The following is a 17,541-nucleotide window of genomic DNA, read 5'->3' as shown; positions in this document are numbered from 1 at the left end:
TGCGGCACCGTCACCGCATAGCCCTTGGTGTCTTGATCAAACGTCAGGCCACCCGGCGCATCAATCGCCAAATTGTCCAGTTTGATCAGTGGCAACGCCGTCACGTGGATCGTGTACTGGTTCGCCGTATATCCCGGCGCTGTAACATCTACCACGATATCGGTCGAACCACCCGAGTCTAAAGCTACCGTGATCTTTCCACCAACCCGAGCGTTCCCATTTGCCGTCACATTCGCCCCGGCGATCACCGGCACTGTTGGTGTCAGCTCTACAGAGGTTGTGCCCGCCGGTACAGATACCGTGTAGTTCATCGTGTCAGGATCAAAATTCAGAGTTCCCGGCGCAATATCCAGGTCGATCAGTTTGATCAATTCTTCCTCTGTCACGATAATCTTGTACTGGTTCGATGTATGGCCCGGTGCTGTCACTTGAATCGTAATCTCAGTCGTTCGATCCGCATCAAGCGCGATGTCGACCGCTGCTCCGCTTGTCGCCGTGCCATTAACAGTCACAATCGTTCCGGCGACTGCAGGCAGCGTTGGCGTGACTTTCACCGTATGCGTGCCATGTGGAACGGTGACGTTATAAGTGGTGGTATTGGGCTGATACGTCAGACCACCTGGCGAATTGATCGCCAGATTATCCAACTTGATCAGCGGCGGAGACGCTTCGTTCACTGTGATCGTGTACGTTTTCTTCGTCACATTATCCTGTGCGGTCACTTGGATCGTTATTTCGGTTGAACCGTCAGCATCCAGCGTGACCGGGGTCGCCTGACCGCTTGACCGCGTAGCACCATTCACAGTCATCTTCGCCGTAGTATCCTGCAGCGTCGGAGTGACCGTCACGGTAGTTGTTCCGTACGGAACCTCAACCGTATAGTCGGCAGTCGCCGCATGATACGCGAGCGAGCCCGGTGTAATTTGCAGATTGCTCAGCGTGGCATTCGAACTGACCGGCGGGGAGGGTGTGACTGCGACCGCAGTCTTGACCATCCCGGTACTCCCGACCGCGAGGCCTCGCCCGTCGATCACCGCGACACCGTTCAAGGTCTTACCGCCGACGGCAGGAGTATTCTCCGTCTCCCAAGTGATCCCGGACTGCGAAGAGATAATCGTCTCATTCGCACCTGCCGCATAAAACTTTCCGGCTCCGTAGTTCACCGCCCAGAGGTCTTTGCTGACATTCGACACTCGTTCGTTCCAAGTGACGCCGTCTTCTGACTCGTAAATATACCCGCTTAACCCGACGGCCACAAATTTGCCATCGCCATACGCAACGCTGTTTAATACTTGCTTAGGTTTAGGGTCTGGTACAATTTCCCATACCTGACCGTCGACCGATGTGTAAATCACCGGAGTTGAACCTGTGCTTTCACCGACGGCGATAAACTTGCCTTCCCCGTAAGCGACGCCATAAAAACCAGCCGCTGCGGCTACCGATACATTTTGCCAGCTAATTCCGTCAGCAGACTTGATGATCGTGCCGCCCGTTTCCCCTACGGCCACGTAGATGTCGTTGCTGCCATTTTCCTTAAAGGCGATCGAAAGCAATCTGGCTAAGACACCGGAAGGCGTCGGTGCCCAACTGCCGGAAGCACCTGTCGCAGACGTAAGAATCTTGCCCGCGTCACAGACGACGACCCACTTATCCGTATAGGTCGCAGCCAGTCCCTGACAGCCCAGCGCGCTGGGCGACTTGGTAAAGGTGATCCCGTCGCTCGAGGTGGAATAGTCGCCCAACCCCCCCAGCATCATCCACATGGAGTTGCCATACGCCACGTTGTTGATAGCGTTCGTTCCTAACTTCCCATCTCCTGTGGTCCATGTGGCTGTAGCCGCCATCACCTGCGGTGCCCATTGGCCGAACCCGCTGGCAACGAAGAGCAGCAAAATCACAAGTGATAAACTTAACACCTTTTGAAATCTCTTAAAAAAATAACTCAACTGCATAAAGTTCCTCCCTACAGAGCTGCCATTTGAACAGACAAACTCTTGTAGAATCACTGCCATACACACCCCGTTCCCCCGTCACCTCCCCTATATAATTCACCCATCATTTTTAAAACAAAGAACACTTCTATCATAAGATATCTGGGCATCTGGGTAAACAGAACCCACTAAATTTTCATGTTTTAAATTGACCTTTATGCAAATTTTGATGATAACTGAAAAAGCTTATGGTATAATCTCCACTACAAGCCACATTTGACCATTTGAACTTGTTTCGGAGGCCTTATGATCGAACGAATTCCGGTGTGTCCCTCAGACGAGACGTTTCTCTATCAGCTGTACGCCAGCACGAGGATGACAGAACTGCAGGCTTGGGGCTGGGACCCTATGATGCAGGAGCAGTTCTTGCAAATGCAATGGAATGCACAGCGCCAATCCTATGCCGTCCAATACCCAGATGCAGAACACTCAATTCTTACTTTTCAAAATTTTCATGCAGGCAGAGTCTTGGTCAGTCGCACGACAGAAGCGATCGTGCTGGTGGACATTTCCCTGCTTCCCGCGTTTCATAACCGCGGAATCGGCACCTGGCTGATTCAGGAGCTGCAGGCGGAAGCTCAAGCGTTGAAACTGACGCTTCGGCTCAGCGTACTGCCCCAGAATCCTGCTTTGCGGCTCTATGAACGCCTCGGGTTTCGGACGACAGACCAAACGGGGCATCATGTCTTGATGGAATGGCGCGCGGTATCACCCGATGCCACGCCTTCCGATAAATTCTTTTGAGAGGTGACAACCAATGAGTGAATCTTATTTGGGTGAAATTCGTATGTTCGCAGGCAACTTCGCACCGCAAGGCTGGGCCTTGTGCAACGGACAGCTGTTGAGCATCGCGGAAAACGAAGCATTGTTTGCCCTGCTTGGTACAATCTACGGAGGCGACGGTCAGACCACTTTTGCCCTGCCTGATCTGCAGGGCCGCGTGGCCGTGCATCCGAACTCCACCTATACACGTGGCTCGAAAGCCGGGACGGAAACCGTGACGTTGCTGTCCAATCAGTTGCCGATCCATACGCACACCGCCAATGCGAACTCCGGATTGGTAGAAGGTGATGTACCGACCAACTCGGTATGGGGTCAGACGGTTATCAACAACTTCTCGGCCACCAGCGGCAATACTCTGGTGAACATGAACGCGCAGACGCTCTCTCCAGTAGGCAGCAACCAGCCGCACGACAACATGATGCCGACGACTGCGATTTCGTTTATCATCTCGCTCTACGGAATGTTCCCGCCTCAGCCTTAACAGGCCGAAGATCAACTTTTAAGGAGGACTAAGACATGTCTGAACCGTTCTTGGGCGAAATCCGCCTGTTCGCCAACAACTATGCACCGCGTGGCTGGATGTTTTGCGAAGGTCAAATCCTGCAGATTAACCAGAATCAGGCTCTCTATTCGCTGCTTGGCGCCGTCTACGGCGGCAACGGTGTGACCACGTTTGCTTTGCCAGACTACCGCGGCCGTGTGCCGATCCATGTCAGCAGCAACATTCCGCTTGGCACCGCGCAAGGCGAGGCCAATCATGCATTGACCATCAACGAAATGCCGCAACATACGCATCAGGTCTCTGCATCGTCCAATCCGGCCAGTTCGACATCCCCGCTGAACAACGCGTGGGCTGCCACAGACAACGTCTATGACCCGGCTGCAACGATGATACAAATGGACGCGCAAGCGATCTCCACCGCCGGCGGCTCGCAGCCGCACAACAACATGCAGCCGTACCTGGTCTTGAACTATGCCATCGCGATTCAGGGGATTTTCCCGAGTCGCAATTAGAGGGAGGCGTACACGTCATGGCAGACGCATATATCGGTGAAATTCGAATCTTTGCAGGTAATTTCGCACCGAAAGGCTGGGCACTCTGCAACGGCCAATTGATGTCGATTCAACAAAACACAGCGCTCTTCGCCATCCTTGGGATTCAATACGGCGGCGATGGCAAAACAACATTCGCGCTTCCGAACCTGATGGGCAACGCTGTGATGAACCAAGGCGCAGGACAAGGATTGACCCCGCGCACCATGGGTCAACAAGTAGGCTCTCAAAACGTGACGTTGCTCACTACAGAGATTCCTGCACATACGCATATCCCGCAAGCAGTTGATGCTATCGGGAATGATAGTTTACCCAATGGAAATGTTTGGTCACAAGCTCCTAAGCCGAATCGCTCGGCTCCACAACCGGATCTCTACGACCCCACCCCGAACGTGCTGATGTCCCCGCTCGCACTCAACGTCACCGGCGGCTCGCAGCCGCACAACAACATGCAGCCGTACATCGCGCAGAACTTCATCATCTGCCTGCAGGGCGAATTCCCGTCCCGCGGCTAATAGCACAGGCAGCAACAACACAAGCCCGGCTCCTCACGGAACCGGGCTTTTGCATGTCAACAACCGCGCCTACCTGCTACGCTTTGTACTCCTCGTCGTCTTCTTTCGGATTGCGCTCATCCCACGGCGCGGCGACGTCTTGCAGCAGCGCCATCACCTGGATGAACTCGTCGGTGTTCATATCGAGGCGGATGTAGGAGCGCATCTCGTTCTCCGGCACGTTGCCGTTCAGATACTCCTGATACAACGCCTCCCAGATGTCGGACGGCACGCTGAAAGCGATGTTGCTCGCCGCCAACTCGATCAGATCGTCATCGTCCTTGATCTCAGAGATCTCGTCATCTTTGCGATATTTGCTCACTTTGTTGTAAATGGTCTGCAACGTGTCCTTATGCACCCAGGAATCGGTGTTGATCGCATCTGAGAACAGGGCGCGGATATGATCCCCGCGCTTGCCGTCGGCCGCCATCGCTTTGACGAGGTTGGCTCCCATCGTGCCGCGCTTTGCGTAATGCGCCCGGTACGTCTCGATCTTCGCCGTATGCGCAGACAGATGCAGTTTGTCCTGCACGAACAGGTGCGTCGAATGGTCCCGCAGATGGTCGATGGCCGGGATGTTCTTGTGGTACTCGTTCGCGTTGACCTCTTCGATCTCCATGTCGTGCGACTGTGTGGAGGTGTAATGCTCCAGCAGGTCACCCTGCACCATTTTCCCCGGCAGTTTCTTACCTTTTCGCTCTGCCACGCGCGCCTCAAACACCGGCCGCATCTGATCGAGCAGTTCCTGCTGGTCCGGGTTCAGCATGTCGGTCGGATCGAACTCACTGCCCGTGTCATCCTGCAGCGAATCATGCAGCGCCTGCAGTTCCTCGATCTCCTCCTGTGTCGCCTCGACCTCACCGTCTGCGATCGCCTTCAGCCACCTCGCCGCTGTCAGCTCATAGACGCGGTAATCATCAACGCTGACCTCTTCGCCCGTATTTCGAATCCTCATCAACTGCGCCGTCTGCATTTTCGCCTGCATCATCTGCCCGCGCAGCAATTGCCCCGTGCGCCGGTTGCCCAACTGCTGTTGCATCTGCAGAATCGGATGCAGCGCCGCCCCCGCCGTCCGTGCCTGCTTCACACCCGCCGCTTGCTGCACCGCGCTCCCTTTCCCTTGCGAAACGAATCTCATCGCTGCCCGGCTCCCGTCTGTTAGAAAATTAGCTCCATTTTAACACGGAATGAACGGGAGCAGGAATTCGCACCTTAATATGGAAACATAAGGAATTCAAAAGAGTGGAGGGAACCGCATGCACATCAAAATGCTGTCCATCAGCGCCACGATGATGGGGGAGGTCAACACGATCCACCCCACACTGGTCTGGGACGAGGAGAACGCCATCCTGATCGACACAGGCTACCCCGGCCAACTGTCGCTGCTGCGCGCAGCGATGGAGGAAGCCGGCGTGCCGTTTGAAAAATTGACCCGGGTCGTGATCACGCACCAAGACCTCGACCACATCGGCTCTCTGCCCACGATCCTCCAAGAAGCTGCACAACCGATCGAAGTCCTCGCCAGCCCGATCGAAATCCCCTACATGGACGGCACCAAGCGCCCGCTCAAGCTGACCGACGAAGCGGTCGCGCAGGCGGAAGCGTCGCTGCCGCCGGAAGTGCCGGCCGAGTGGAAACAGGCCTTCCTGTCCTTGCTGAAAAATCCGCCCACCGCACCGGTCGACACCGCCATCGCGCACGGCGCTGCGCTGCCCTGCGGCTTGACCGTCATCGACACGCCGGGGCACACGCCCGGCCATCTCTCGCTCTACCACGCGCCGAGCAAGACGCTGATCGCAGCCGACGCTCTGGTTGTGGAGGCGGGCCAACTGAATGGGCCGTCGCCGCTCTTCACGCTGGACATGGAGACGGCGATACGCTCCCTGCAGCAATTCCTCCCCTTCGACATCGACACGGTGATCTGCTACCACGGCGGCGCCTATACTGAACAAGCCAAACAGCGTCTTGCTGAACTGGCTGGTGTATAATCAAGTTGTACTTAACTTGGAAATAGGGAGCGATCCAGATGAGCACTCTCACGTACTCCATATCGACCGCCATCCTCTGGGGCGAACTGGTCAAAAGCGCGTACAGCACCTATGAACTCGACACCAAAAACACCAACCCGCCTGCAGCGGTCGACCTTCCCGCCGGCTGGCAAGTCGTCGCCAACCTGCAAAGCGACCCCGTTGCGGGCATTTTCTCCGAGATCCAATTCATCGGCTTCCTCGTGCAGTCCACCGCCGATGCCGGCCAGTACGGAATCGTCTTCCGCGGCACCGAAGGCGTGATGGACTGGCTGGCCGACTTTGAGGCGCGCCATGTCGAGTTCACCGATGTGCCGAACGGCGGGCGCACCGAGTCCGGGTTTACCGAAATGTTCCGCTCATTGAAAGCGGTCAAGCCGGGCGATACGGCGCTGCAAACGCTGGACGAGTTCTTGAAAACGCTGCCCGGCGACACGACGATCACCGTCAGCGGGCACAGCCTCGGCGGTGCGATCGCCAACCTGACCGCGATCTGGATCGCCGCCAAACATGCCAGCTTCCCGCTGGAGCTGTACTCGTTCGCCGCGCCGATGACCGGCGATGCGACGTTTGCCGCGACGTTCAACCTGCTCGTGCCCAACAGCTTCCGCATCTTCAACAAGCCGGACATCGTGCCTACCGTGCCGTTCCACCAGCTCGGATACGATCAGGTCAACAGCGGGTACGAAGTGAACTCGCTCGACTACCCCAACCTGCCGCGCAACATCCTCGGCTACCACGCGATGGATACGTATCTGTACCTGCTGCAACAAGAATTGCAAAAGTAGGCAGGAGACCCGTCGGCAACTGCGAATAGTATAAAACGGACAAGTAAATATCGTGAGCAAACAGGTGCCTTTGCGAAAGCAAGGGGTAACAGGGAATCGGGTGCAAATCCCGAGCGGTCCCGCCACTGTATATGGGGAGTTCTCATTCCGGAAGCCACTCGGTCTCAGATCGGGGAAGGCGAATGAGCATGATGATCCTAAGCCAGGAGACCTACCTCGTTTGTTACACCCATCAACCCTTCGCGGAAAGGAGCGGTGTACGTATCGGAGCCACAACACAATGTGTTGTCGTTTTCTTTTGCGTGCAGAGACCAATCCACGTTCGCTGGATTGGTCTTTTTTAGGTTTTCACACGATCGGAGGCTAAATGAATCAACATGAAACTGCGCACTTGTATCCCGGTGCTGGTCACGTTTGCCTTGACCTTGTACCTCTATCTGAACTCTGCTGAATCCGCCTATGCCATGCACATCATGGAAGGCTTCCTCTCGCCGGGCTGGTCCCTGTTCTGGTGGGCGGTGTTCCTGCCGTTCTTCGTACTGGGCCTGCGCGCGCTGGTCAAGATCACCAAAGAAGCGCCCCAGTTGAAACTGATGCTCGGGCTGGCCGGCGCGTTTACATTTGTCCTGTCCGCGCTGAAGCTGCCGTCCGTGACGGGCAGTTCCTCCCACCCGACCGGCGTCGGGCTTGGCACGGTGATGTTCGGTCCGCTCCCGATGAGCGTGATCGGGTCGATCGTCCTGCTGTTCCAAGCGGTGCTCCTCGCGCACGGCGGCTTGACCACGCTTGGCGCCAACGCCTTTTCGATGGCGGTCGTCGGCCCGTTTGTCGGCTATTTCTTCTTCAAGCTGGTGCTGAAAGCGACCGGGAAGCTCAAGCTCGCCATCTTCGCGGCTGCGATGCTGGCCGACCTCTCGACCTATGTGATGACGTCGATCCAACTGGCGCTCGCCTTCCCGTCGGAAGCTGGCGGATTCGCAGCTTCTCTGGCCAAATTCGCCGGCATCTTTGCGGTGACGCAGATCCCGCTGGCGATCAGCGAAGGCCTGCTCACCGTGCTGGTCTGGAACTGGCTGCAATCGTTCAACTCGGAGGAGCTGTCCCTGCTGAAACGCACCATGAAAGGAGTTGCCCGCTGATGCAAAACCGTACGAAAAACATCCTGATGCTCGCCGCGGTCGTCTTGCTCGCCCTGCTTCCGCTCGTGCTGATCGAAGCGGAGTTTGGCGGCGCGGACGGCGCGGCAGAAGAGATGATCCTCACCATCGACCCGTCCTATGAGCCGTGGTTCAACGCGCTCGTCGAACTGCCCGGCGAGACGGAGAGCATGCTGTTCGCACTGCAAGCCGCGCTCGGCGCCGGATTTATCGGCTATGCGGCGGGCGTGTTACGAAGCAAGTCTGCCAAAACGAATTCCCAATGATCAAACGGATCGACACCCTGTCGTACACCAACGCGTTCCGCTCCGTTTCCCCCGGCTGGAAATGCGGCTTTGCCGTTCTGCTGTTCGCCTTGTCCTCGCTGGCCCACCCGCCGGTGCAGCTCCTGATCGCGCTGTGGCTGTTGGTGTGGGTCGTCCGCTATGCCGGGATCTCGCTTCGGCATTATCTGCTCCTCGTCGGCGCGGCCGGGCTGTTTTTCATCCTCAGCCTGCCTGCGCTCCTGCTGGAGTTCGGCCCGGTCGGCAGTGCGACGCCGCGCCTGTTCGACGCGGAGCTGTTCGGCGGATACGAAATGTTTGTGCCGTCAGCAGCCCTCGAACGCGCCGGAACGATTTTGACCCGGGTGCTCGCCTGCTTGTCCACCATGTTGTTCCTGATCCTGACCACTCCGCTCCCGGAGCTGCTGCAGGTGCTCAAACGCCTGCGCATGCCGCAGCTGGTGCTGGAGCTGATGCTGATCACCTACCGCTTTCTGTTCCTGCTCGCCGACATCGCCGAGGACATGACCACCGCGCAGCGGGCGCGCGGCGGGTATGCCGGAGCGGGCGGCGCGTTGCGGGACACCGCCCGGCTGGTCGTGCGGCTGTTTCAAAAAGCGATGCAGCAATCGGCCAAACTGTCGCACGGCCTCGTCGCGCGGGGGTTTGCCGACGAAATCCCGTTCGCCCCGCCCCGTGCCCAGCCCGTCCCCAGGCGCTATCTGGCGGAGAGTGCGGGCGGGCTGCTGGTGCTGGCCGGGCTGGAATTCTTGATTCGCTGGAGGGACTTGTTGTGAGCACACTTTTGGAGACGAAAGATCTCCGCTATACCTACCCCGGAACCCGTCAACCGGCGCTGCGGGACTTGAGCATCTCGATCCCGGCCGGAAAAAAAACGGTGATCTGCGGCCAAAACGGCTCCGGCAAATCATCGTTTTTTCTGCAAGCGATCGGCATCGCCCGCCCGCAGTCCGGAGAGGTGCGCTGGAACGGTGCGCCGCTGTCCTACCGCTCCAAAGACCTGCAACAGCTGCGGCAGGAGATCGGACTGGTGTTCCAAGATCCGGAGCAGCAGCTGATCCTGAACACGCCGTATGAAGACATCTCCTACGGACTGCGCAACGCCAAGCTCCCCGAACGGGAGATCGCGGCGCGCACAGAAGCCATCCTGCAGCAGCTGCAGCTCCTGCCGCTGGCCGACACGCCGCTGCACCACCTGAGCTTAGGGCAAAAAAAACGCGTGGCGCTGGCCGGCGTCCTGGCGCTGGAACCCCGGCTTGTGCTGCTCGACGAACCGACCGCCTATCTGGATCGCCGCTCGGAGGAGCAGCTGCTCGCCGAACTTCATCGCATCCATCGTCGCGGCATCACCACCGTGATGGCGACCCACGACATGAACCTCGCCTTCTCGTTCGCCGACTGGGTGCTCGTCTTTGATCAAGGCGCCTGTGTCATGGCAGGGACGCCGGAGGAAGTGTTTGCGCAAGCCGCGCGGATCGCCGAGTACGGCATGGACCTGCCGATCCTCTATGACCTCTGGAGCTCGCTGCCCACTGCGGTCCGGCAGCAGCACCCGCCGCCGCGCGACACGGCCGCTTTTAAAAAACTGCTGCAAAACATGTAAAAAGGCACCCGATACCGGGTGCCTTTTGCTATGCTTTGGCTTTAGTTGTACGCTTTGTAGATTTGGTCGATCATCGCGCCGACCGACTCCAGACCGCCGCCGGAGAGGTACCAGTAGTTCGAGTCGAGGTAGACGATGTGGTTGTTCGTAAACGCTTTCGTCTTCTTGACCAACTCGTTTTCCGCCAGCTGCTGAGCGGTGGTCTTCGTTTGGCCTTCGACGACCGAACCGCGGTCGATGACGAAGAGGTACTCCAGGTTCTTCTCTGCGATGTACTCAAACGAGATGCTCTGGCCGTGTTCGGAATGATCAGGCCGAGAAACGGGATCGTGCCCACGCTGAGCATCGCCATATTGGGCCTGCAGCAGCGTGCGAACGTGGGCGGCTTTCTGTTCAAACCAGTCCAGCCAGCGTTCAGCCACACCGGGGACGCCAAACAGAGCGGCGACCTCGCGCAGATTGTGCTTCCACGGCCGCCCTTTCCACGGGAAGACGTGCAAGGGACCGATCTTGACCTGCAACAAAGGATCTCATGCTCCCAAACACCTTTCCTAGACAATAGTCGATATACAAACTACACCATTTTAAAGTGATTCCCATTGTCAAGTAGAGAGGTTTGGACATAAAAAAATCATGGTCTCGGCTGAGACCATGATGACATTTTGACAGGCTTCCTGCTTATTTTTGCACGTATTCGGCCAGGCGCGGCAGCACAGCCGCTTCCCAGCCATGCGCCATCGTTGCGCGAACTTCAGCAGAATCCATACCGCTTTCCGGGATCTTGCCTGCTTCCCAGCCGTCATGAAGCAATGTGAATTCGGTCTTGCCCGCTTCCATTTCCTGCAGCGCGAACGTGATGATCCACGTCCGGCCCCATGTGAAAACGAGCTTGTTCGGCGGATCGAACTCCGTCACTTTGCACGGCTGCTTGCCAAACGGCGTCTCCAGCACAAATTCATTGCCGAGCGCCGGCTGAAAATCGTTGGGCATAAACCAAGTCGCGATGCCTTCCGACGAGGCGACCGCCTCCCATACTTTCTGAATCGGGGCGTTCAATTCTATCGTCTGGCGAATAACAGGAAGCGTTCCTTGATTGGTATCAGACACGGGTACAACCTCCAAAAATGATGTATTGGAAACCATTTGGTTTCGTATTGATTATACGTAACCGTTTGGTTTCCTGTCAAGCGCTTCGCCTGCTCCTACTTCCAGTCTGCTTCGTGTGCGCCAGCTCCATACGCCTCGATCAATTCCCGTTTGCGCTGCCAAAGTTGGCGGCTGAGATGGACCCCGTAGATCGCCGGGTTCAGGTTGCGCAGCACCTCCTCGTCGAACTGCTGCAGCTGCGCCTGATGGTGCGCTTTGACATCTCCGATCTCCGGCAGTTGATCCACCAGCTCGCCGTCGGCAAAGATCGTTTGCAGCATCGGCAGCGCCGTGTAGTCCGCCACAAACTTTTGGACATGCGTGTGCACCGGGTCGAACAGTTTGATCCGCTCCCCCCGGAGCACATCCGTTTCGCCGGGCAGCGCGAGATAGTCCCCTTCCGCTTTCCCGCTTTGGTTCAGAATGCGGTACAAGCTCTTCCGATACGGCGTGGTGATCTTCTCCGGGTTGGAGCTGATCTTGATCGACGGCTCCATCGCGCCGTGCAGTTCGCGCTCGACCAGCTTGTACACGCCGCCGAGCGCAGGCTGGTCGTACCCGGTGATCAGTTTGGTGCCGACACCCCAGATGTCGACTTGCGCGCCTTGGACTTTCAGGTGCAGAATCGTGTGCTCGTCGAGGTCGTTCGACGCCGCGATCTTCACATACGGCAGCCCGGCCTCGTCGAGCATCCTCCGCGCCACTTTCGACTGAAAGGCGATGTCGCCAGAATCGAGGCGGATCGCGAACAGCTTCTTGCCGCGCCGCTCCAGCTCCTTGGCGACGCGGATCGTGTTCGGCAGGCCCGACTCCAGCGTGTTGTACGTGTCGACGAGCAGCGTCGTGCTCTCCGGAAACACGTCGGCAAACTTCTGAAACGCTTCCAGCTCCGTCTCATGCGTCTGCACCCAAGAGTGCGCGTGCGTGCCTTTGGTCGGGATGCCAAACTGCATGCCGGCCTGCAAGTTTGACGTGGAATCAAACCCGGCGATGTACGCCGCCCGCGTCCCCCACACCGCCGCATCCGCTTCATGGGCGCGGCGGGTGCCCATCTCGATCAGGTAGCTCTCCGGACCGGCCTCCTTGCGGATGCGGGCGGCTTTCGTGGCGATCAGCGTCTGAAAATTCACCGCGTTCAGCAGCGCCGTCTCGATGATCTGCGCCTCCATCACCCGCGCTTCGACCTGCAGCAGCGGCTCGTTGGCGAACACGACCGACCCTTCGCGCACCGCCCGCAGCGTCCCGGTGAAGCGAAAGCGGCGCAGTTCCGCCAAAAATTCGGCCGAGTAGCCCTCCGGCTGCTGTTGCAAAAATGCGATCATCTCATCAGAAAAACGCAGGTTGCGCAGATAGTGCACCACCCGCTCCAGCCCGGCAAACACCGCGTAGCCGCTGCCAAACGGCAAGTTGCGAAAATACAGTTCAAAGACCGTCTTCTGGTTGTGCGTGCCGTTGCAAAAATGCGCGTACGCCATCGCCAACTGATAGTTGTCTGTGTTCAGCGTCAGATTGTCCATTCGTTCTGCCTCCCTACCTATCGTTCCCATCGATGCCAAAAAGGAGCCCTTGCCGGGCTCCTCCGCTTATGCTTTGAACACTTCCGATACGATCTCGAACGAGCGCAGGCGGGCGCCGTGGTCGTAGATCTGGGCGTTGATCATGAACTCATTTGCCTGGGTCTTGTCGAGGAACGCCTGCAGCTTCTCTTTGACCCGCTCCGGCCCGCCGACGATCGAGGAGCCGAGCTGCTGCTTGACCATATCCTTTTCGTAGTCGGTCCAGAGGTCGTCCATGTTGTCGACCGGCGGCTGCAGCTGGCCGGGACGGTTGCGGACGAGGTTCAGGAACTGCTGGTACATCGAGGTCGCCAGGCGGCGCGCTTCCGCATCGCTGTCGGCGGCGACCACGTTCAGACCGACCATCGCGTACGGTTCATCGAGCACCTCCGACGGCTGGAAGCTGCGGCGGTACAGGTCGAGCGCAGGCAAGGTGAAGCGCGGCGAGAAATGGCTGGCAAAAGCGAACGGCAAACCGAGCATCCCGGCCAGCTGCGCGCTGAAGGCGCTGGAGCCGAGCAGCCAGATCGGAATGTTCAGCCCTTCGCCGGGAACGGCGCGCACCGGCATCTGCTCCGGCGGCACAGGCGGATGGAGATACGCCCGCAGCTCCTCGACCAGCTCCGGGAAGTCCTCCCCGTTGCTGTTCAGCCCGCGGCGGATCGCGCGCATCGCCGGCTGGTCGGAGCCGGGCGCACGGCCGAGGCCGAGGTCGATGCGCCCCGGATAGAGCGATTCCAAGGTGCCGAATTGCTCGGCGATCATCAGCGGCGCATGGTTCGGCAGCATGATCCCGCCGGAACCGACGCGGATCGTCGAGGTGCCGCCGGCGATGTGCCCGATCAGCACCGAAGTGGCCGACGAAGCGATGCCCGTCATATTGTGATGCTCAGCCAGCCAATAGCGGGTGTAGCCCCACCGCTCGGTGTGCTGTGCGAGATCTAAACTGTTGGAAAACGCCTGCGTCGCGTTGCTGCCCGCGACGATCGGCGCGAGGTCTAAGACGGAATAGGGTAACTCACGCAGTTGCATGTTGTGTTCCTCCTCTTGGAAACGCCATCTATAGTATGATCTCATTTGCGTCTGGCATGAATCTGTACGATGGCTTACAGCAAAAAGCGAGCAACAAGACAGCAAAAAACCCTACCTCCACCAAGTGGAAGCAGGGTATTCGGCTGCCTGAACCGGCACTTTTTCGCCGATCCGCGGCGTGGCGACCGTCACGCGGTTGTGCTGTGCCGCCTGCAGCGCGCGCTCGACCGGGTCGGTCCAGTCGTGCAGAGCCAGCGTAAACGCCGCCCAGTGAATCGGCAGCAACACCCGGCCTTGCACATCGAGATGCGCCTGCACCGTCTCTTCCGGCATCATGTGGATCGCCGCCCAGCGCGGGTCGTACTGGCCGCACTCCATCATCGTCAGGTCGAACGGTCCGTAGGCGCGCCCGATCTCCTGAAAATGCGGGCCATAGCCGCCGTCGCCGCTGAAATACAGCTTCGCCTGCCGCCCGATGATCACCCAGGAGCACCAGAGCGTCTTGTCGCGGTCGGTCAGGCTCCGTCCGGAAAAATGCCGGGCGGGCGTGCAGGCAAGAGTCAGGCCCGCATATTCAAATTCGCTCCACCAGTCATGTTCCTGAATCTTCTCCGGCGCCACGCCCCAACGCTTGAGATGCGCACCGACGCCGAGCGGCACGATGAACTGGCCGACTTTGTGATGCAGCCGCTTGATCGAGCCATAGTCGAGATGGTCGTAGTGATCGTGCGAGAGGATCACAGCGTCGATCTCCGGCAGCTCTTCGATTTCAAAAGGCAGTTCGCCGCTATAGCGCCGGCCGCCAACCTGCGGAAACGGCGACGGCGTGCGGCCGAACATCGGGTCGAGCAGCAGCTTCTTGCCGTCCAGCTCGATCAAGAGCGCCGAATGGCCGAACCACGTGACATGCGCCTCCCCGCCCTCCTGCAGGCGCAACGGTTCCATCGGCAGCTGCGTGCTCGGTTTGCGGCGGGGATTGCCTTTCATAAATTCGCGCAGGATGCCGAGCGACGTTTTCAAGCTGCTGTCCATGCGGGTCGGAGTCTGGTTGACAAACTTCCCCTGCCGGAACTGTTTCGAGCGCGCGTGGCGCTCTTTTTGCTCCGTGCTCAGTTTGCCGCCGAGATGCGGATAGAAGGTGAGCACCAGAAAAACGGCAAGGACTAAGGCAAGCAAGATGCTAAGTGTCAGAATCATGTGCGGTACCCTCTCTGCTTTCGTTCAAGTTAGACTTCGCCACAGATAAAAAGTAGCATAGCCCTCCCAATTTTTCCACGGGCGGGCCAGTTCGCGAAGCTCTGCCAAGGACGGTTTGCGCTCCATCCCGAGCCGGGCCTTGATCGCGTTGTGCAGCCCGACATCGGCGATCGGAAAGGCGGACGCGTCACCCAGGCAGCGCAGCCGTACATACTGGGCCGTCCAGGGGCCGATGCCGCGGATGCTGACCAGCTGTTTTTCAGCTTCGTCGGGCGGGAGGGTGAGCAGAGCTGATTTGCAGAGCTTTCCCGCGCTCAGTTGCCGGGCGATTTCGAGGAGATACTCCGCCTTATTCCCGGTGAACTGCAGGACGCGGAGTTCGTCTGCAGACAGCGCGGCGATTCGTTCCGGGCGCGGGAACAGCCAGTGGCCCAGCACCGCCTCGCCAAACGATTCGACGAAGCGGCGTTTCAGCGTGTAGGCGAACGTCAGATTGATCTGCTGGCCGATGACCGCCCAGCACAGCGCCTCAAACAACTCCGGGATGCGCACCACGCGCAGCCCGTCATAGCGCTCCACAAGCCCCTGCAGCACCGCATCCTCCCCCGCGAGCGCGTAAAACGGCGCGAGGTCCCGGTCCAGATCCAGCCACTCCCGCACATACGTCACGGCCGCCTTCTGCTGTGCAGCGTTTGGCTTCCCGTTCATAAAACGCAGGTGAAGCGTCTGCCCGTCCCCGGCGCCGACTTCAAACAACACGGGCATTCCGTCAACCTGCAGCAGCTTCCGCACCCGTCCTTCTGCCACCTGAAACATACACTCATTCGCCGACCGCGCCAGATACACCAGCGCCTCTTGAAACCGAAAAGTCTCCGGAGTGTCAATCGTCACAACACATACATCGCCTGCAACTCCTGCAACTTCAACCAGACTTGCCAAATCTTCCAACTCCGCCGCGCCTTGCCCTGCCCCGGAAACAGCAAAAGACACCTTCTCAGGTGCCTGCTGCGTTTGTTTGTTTACCATCCGAAATCGAGCGTCTTGCCGGTCTCGACCAGCGTCTTGATGTTGCTCAAGATCATCCACCAGCTCGACTCGGCGTTTTGCAGGGAGGGATGATCGTCCTTGATCTGGTCGTTGACGAGGGTCAGCTTGGTGCAGGTGCCGACCGTCTCCAGCGTAAACGTGACGCGCGTATCCAGCTCAGCATCGTACTCCCGGTAGGAGGGGCCGGCATTCTCCGTGTAGCTGAACACGTGATGCGGCTCATGCTGCAAGATCTTCCCGAACACGTGCACCGTCTCATCGCCGTCCGCGCCCGGCCCCACGTATTCATAGGGAGCACCCACCTCAAACGTCGAGCGAATCACACAGTTGAAAAACGTCTTGCGCGTTCCTTCCGGCGACACGAAAGCGTCCCAGACCTGCTCCCGAGTGCCGTCGATATAAAACACGTATTTCAGTTCCATGTTTCTCCTCCTCACGATCTGCGTTACTATAAAGTATAACCGTTTATTTGGTAAATGTATCGTAAAAACGCGACACGCACAGGAGTGAAACTGATGAAGCCGATGGGCGTTCTCAAACTGGCAGACAGCCAGTCCCAATTCAGCCTGACCCGCCATCTCCCTGCCGAGCCGCTCCGCCCGTTCGTCAAACACTACTGGATCGTCCGCTGGGATCTGCGCGGCCGGGAGCCGTTCTGCCAAGACGTCGTGCCGAACCCCTGCGTCAACCTCGTCATCGAACCGGGCCAGACGGCGATCTACGGCGCTTCCACCCGGAAGTTCACCAAATATCTCTCCGGCCGCGGCCTCGTCTTCGGCGTCAAATTCCACCCCGGCGGCTTCTACCCGTTCTACAAACGGTCTGTCGCCGAGCTGTCCGAACGCCCGCTCCCGCCGCATGAAGTTTTCGACGTAGACAGCGCCCTGCTCGAACAGCAGTTCCAAAGCCTTGACACCGACGAAAGAAGGATCGCCCTCGCCGATCAATTCCTCCTCGCCAAGCTCCCCGAGCCTGATCCGGCGGTCGCCGAGATCAACCGGATCATCGACCTGATCATCACCGACCCCGCGATCACCAAAGTCGACCAAGTCTGCGAGCGCCTGCCCATCAACAAGCGCAAACTCCAACGCCTCTTCGACCAATACGTCGGAGTCAGCCCGAAATGGGTGATCAAGCTGTACCGCCTGCACAACGCCGCCGAAAGGCTGGAGCGCGGACAGCACGGCGACTTGGCGCTGCTCGCCGCCGAGCTCGGCTACTACGACCAGTCGCATTTTATCAAAGACTTCAAGGCGATCATCGGCGAGACGCCGCTCGAGTACGCTTCCACCAAGCCGGCTACAGGTTGAAAACGAGTTGAAA

19 protein-coding genes, 1 pseudogene and 1 riboswitch are annotated in these 17,541 nt (G+C 58.6%); of the genes and pseudogenes, 11 read left to right on the top strand and 9 right to left on the bottom strand.

All coding sequences use genetic code 11. The features are described 5' to 3' along the window. On the bottom strand, window positions 1–2,012 hold a 2,012-nt coding region (locus EV586_RS18220), incomplete at its 3' end, for a cadherin-like beta sandwich domain-containing protein (protein WP_207893940.1). Between the two features lie 225 nt (window positions 2,013–2,237). Between EV586_RS18220 and EV586_RS18215 the strand changes: the two genes are divergently transcribed. From EV586_RS18215 to EV586_RS18200, 4 genes are read left to right on the top strand one after another with little or no spacing between them, the layout of a single operon-like run. Further along, window positions 2,238–2,735: a GNAT family N-acetyltransferase gene (locus EV586_RS18215; RefSeq protein ID WP_243653085.1), complete on the top strand. Its 498-nt coding sequence runs from the start codon at window positions 2,238–2,240 to the stop codon at window positions 2,733–2,735. A gap of 13 nt (window positions 2,736–2,748) precedes the next feature. Then, on the top strand, window positions 2,749–3,255 hold the full coding sequence (locus EV586_RS18210; protein ID WP_132946511.1) for a phage tail protein: 507 nt from the start codon (window positions 2,749–2,751) through the stop codon (window positions 3,253–3,255). A 35-nt stretch (window positions 3,256–3,290) separates the two neighbouring features. Then, entirely contained in the window at window positions 3,291–3,788 is a 498-nt protein-coding gene (locus EV586_RS18205; RefSeq protein ID WP_132946510.1) for a phage tail protein, read from the top strand. A 17-nt stretch (window positions 3,789–3,805) separates the two neighbouring features. Next, entirely contained in the window at window positions 3,806–4,342 is a 537-nt protein-coding gene (locus EV586_RS18200; protein WP_132946509.1) for a phage tail protein, read from the top strand. A 76-nt stretch (window positions 4,343–4,418) separates the two neighbouring features. Here the strand turns inward: EV586_RS18200 and EV586_RS18195 are convergent, their stop codons facing one another. Beyond that, window positions 4,419–5,519 (bottom strand): hypothetical protein, encoded by a 1,101-nt coding sequence (locus tag EV586_RS18195; protein ID WP_132946508.1) that lies wholly within the window; start codon window positions 5,517–5,519, stop codon window positions 4,419–4,421. A 118-nt stretch (window positions 5,520–5,637) separates the two neighbouring features. Between EV586_RS18195 and EV586_RS18190 the strand changes: the two genes are divergently transcribed. The 6 genes from EV586_RS18190 to EV586_RS18165 all read left to right on the top strand — a co-directional run bounded on the left by EV586_RS18190 (window position 5,638) and on the right by EV586_RS18165 (window position 10,240). Further along, window positions 5,638–6,369: an MBL fold metallo-hydrolase gene (locus EV586_RS18190; RefSeq protein ID WP_243653084.1), complete on the top strand. Its 732-nt coding sequence runs from the start codon at window positions 5,638–5,640 to the stop codon at window positions 6,367–6,369. 38 nt (window positions 6,370–6,407) lie between these two features. Then, window positions 6,408–7,196: a lipase family protein gene (locus EV586_RS18185; protein ID WP_132946507.1), complete on the top strand. Its 789-nt coding sequence runs from the start codon at window positions 6,408–6,410 to the stop codon at window positions 7,194–7,196. A gap of 45 nt (window positions 7,197–7,241) precedes the next feature. After that, window positions 7,242–7,429, top strand: a riboswitch (cobalamin riboswitch). Between the two features lie 144 nt (window positions 7,430–7,573). Then, on the top strand, window positions 7,574–8,335 hold the full coding sequence (locus EV586_RS18180; RefSeq protein ID WP_132946506.1) for an energy-coupling factor ABC transporter permease: 762 nt from the start codon (window positions 7,574–7,576) through the stop codon (window positions 8,333–8,335). After that, window positions 8,335–8,619: an energy-coupling factor ABC transporter substrate-binding protein gene (locus tag EV586_RS18175; RefSeq protein WP_132946505.1), complete on the top strand. Its 285-nt coding sequence runs from the start codon at window positions 8,335–8,337 to the stop codon at window positions 8,617–8,619. The genes EV586_RS18180 and EV586_RS18175 overlap by 1 nt, the downstream gene beginning before the upstream one ends. Further along, the gene (gene cbiQ / locus EV586_RS18170; RefSeq protein WP_132946504.1) at window positions 8,616–9,413 is read left to right on the top strand and encodes a cobalt ECF transporter T component CbiQ; all 798 of its coding nucleotides are present in this window, start codon (window positions 8,616–8,618) and stop codon (window positions 9,411–9,413) included. The genes EV586_RS18175 and cbiQ overlap by 4 nt, the downstream gene beginning before the upstream one ends. Next, window positions 9,410–10,240: an energy-coupling factor ABC transporter ATP-binding protein gene (locus EV586_RS18165; protein WP_132946503.1), complete on the top strand. Its 831-nt coding sequence runs from the start codon at window positions 9,410–9,412 to the stop codon at window positions 10,238–10,240. The genes cbiQ and EV586_RS18165 overlap by 4 nt, the downstream gene beginning before the upstream one ends. A 41-nt stretch (window positions 10,241–10,281) precedes the next feature. Here EV586_RS18165 and EV586_RS21530 read toward each other — a convergent pair. From EV586_RS21530 to EV586_RS18130, 7 genes and pseudogenes are all read right to left on the bottom strand, one after another. Beyond that, window positions 10,282–10,545 (bottom strand): annotated as a pseudogene (locus EV586_RS21530) (ABC transporter substrate-binding protein); the annotation flags it as partial. 373 nt (window positions 10,546–10,918) lie between these two features. Further along, on the bottom strand, window positions 10,919–11,383 hold the full coding sequence (locus EV586_RS18155) for an SRPBCC family protein (protein ID WP_132946501.1): 465 nt from the start codon (window positions 11,381–11,383) through the stop codon (window positions 10,919–10,921). A gap of 59 nt (window positions 11,384–11,442) precedes the next feature. Beyond that, complete coding sequence (locus EV586_RS18150) at window positions 11,443–12,903, bottom strand: nicotinate phosphoribosyltransferase (protein ID WP_132946500.1); 1,461 nt, start codon at window positions 12,901–12,903, stop codon at window positions 11,443–11,445. 66 nt (window positions 12,904–12,969) lie between these two features. Continuing rightward, complete coding sequence (locus EV586_RS18145) at window positions 12,970–13,974, bottom strand: LLM class flavin-dependent oxidoreductase (protein ID WP_132946499.1); 1,005 nt, start codon at window positions 13,972–13,974, stop codon at window positions 12,970–12,972. Between the two features lie 111 nt (window positions 13,975–14,085). Next, a complete protein-coding gene (locus tag EV586_RS18140; RefSeq protein ID WP_132946498.1) occupies window positions 14,086–15,171 on the bottom strand; it encodes an MBL fold metallo-hydrolase in 1,086 nt (361 codons plus the stop codon). Window positions 15,172–15,195: 24 nt separating this feature from the next. Next, a complete protein-coding gene (locus tag EV586_RS18135) occupies window positions 15,196–16,197 on the bottom strand; it encodes a DNA-3-methyladenine glycosylase family protein (protein ID WP_132946497.1) in 1,002 nt (333 codons plus the stop codon). Then, a complete protein-coding gene (locus EV586_RS18130; RefSeq protein WP_132946496.1) occupies window positions 16,191–16,640 on the bottom strand; it encodes an SRPBCC family protein in 450 nt (149 codons plus the stop codon). The genes EV586_RS18135 and EV586_RS18130 overlap by 7 nt, the downstream gene beginning before the upstream one ends. A 93-nt stretch (window positions 16,641–16,733) precedes the next feature. Here EV586_RS18130 and EV586_RS18125 point away from each other — a divergent pair, with 93 nt between their 5' ends. Further along, window positions 16,734–17,528, top strand: coding sequence for a helix-turn-helix domain-containing protein (locus EV586_RS18125; protein ID WP_132946495.1), 795 nt, complete (start codon window positions 16,734–16,736; stop codon window positions 17,526–17,528). Window positions 17,529–17,541: the final 13 nt, after the last annotated feature.

The sequence above is a fragment of the Tumebacillus sp. BK434 genome (genome assembly GCF_004340785.1).
Taxonomy (GTDB): domain Bacteria; phylum Bacillota; class Bacilli; order Tumebacillales; family Tumebacillaceae; genus Tumebacillus_A.
Note: the sequence above shows the minus strand (reverse complement) of the source record. Positions and strands in the feature narration are given on the sequence as shown.

Excerpts from the sequence above, each read along its gene's own strand:
- EV586_RS18210 (WP_132946511.1), top strand. The coding sequence starts at position 2,749 with ATGAGTGAATCTTATTTGGGTGAAATTCGTATGTTCGCAGGCAACTTC.
- EV586_RS18175 (WP_132946505.1), top strand. The coding sequence starts at position 8,335 with ATGCAAAACCGTACGAAAAACATCCTGATGCTCGCCGCGGTCGTCTTG.
- EV586_RS18135 (WP_132946497.1), bottom strand. The coding sequence starts at position 16,197 with ATGGTAAACAAACAAACGCAGCAGGCACCTGAGAAGGTGTCTTTTGCT.
- EV586_RS18195 (WP_132946508.1), bottom strand. The coding sequence starts at position 5,519 with ATGAGATTCGTTTCGCAAGGGAAAGGGAGCGCGGTGCAGCAAGCGGCG.
- EV586_RS18190 (WP_243653084.1), top strand. The coding sequence starts at position 5,638 with ATGCACATCAAAATGCTGTCCATCAGCGCCACGATGATGGGGGAGGTC.
- EV586_RS18205 (WP_132946510.1), top strand. The coding sequence starts at position 3,291 with ATGTCTGAACCGTTCTTGGGCGAAATCCGCCTGTTCGCCAACAACTAT.
- EV586_RS18140 (WP_132946498.1), bottom strand. The coding sequence starts at position 15,171 with ATGATTCTGACACTTAGCATCTTGCTTGCCTTAGTCCTTGCCGTTTTT.
- EV586_RS18130 (WP_132946496.1), bottom strand. The coding sequence starts at position 16,640 with ATGGAACTGAAATACGTGTTTTATATCGACGGCACTCGGGAGCAGGTC.
- EV586_RS18215 (WP_243653085.1), top strand. The coding sequence starts at position 2,238 with ATGATCGAACGAATTCCGGTGTGTCCCTCAGACGAGACGTTTCTCTAT.
- EV586_RS18180 (WP_132946506.1), top strand. The coding sequence starts at position 7,574 with ATGAAACTGCGCACTTGTATCCCGGTGCTGGTCACGTTTGCCTTGACC.
- EV586_RS18125 (WP_132946495.1), top strand. The coding sequence starts at position 16,734 with ATGAAGCCGATGGGCGTTCTCAAACTGGCAGACAGCCAGTCCCAATTC.
- EV586_RS18200 (WP_132946509.1), top strand. The coding sequence starts at position 3,806 with ATGGCAGACGCATATATCGGTGAAATTCGAATCTTTGCAGGTAATTTC.
- EV586_RS18150 (WP_132946500.1), bottom strand. The coding sequence starts at position 12,903 with ATGGACAATCTGACGCTGAACACAGACAACTATCAGTTGGCGATGGCG.
- EV586_RS18185 (WP_132946507.1), top strand. The coding sequence starts at position 6,408 with ATGAGCACTCTCACGTACTCCATATCGACCGCCATCCTCTGGGGCGAA.
- EV586_RS18145 (WP_132946499.1), bottom strand. The coding sequence starts at position 13,974 with ATGCAACTGCGTGAGTTACCCTATTCCGTCTTAGACCTCGCGCCGATC.
- cbiQ (WP_132946504.1), top strand. The coding sequence starts at position 8,616 with ATGATCAAACGGATCGACACCCTGTCGTACACCAACGCGTTCCGCTCC.
- EV586_RS18155 (WP_132946501.1), bottom strand. The coding sequence starts at position 11,383 with ATGGTTTCCAATACATCATTTTTGGAGGTTGTACCCGTGTCTGATACC.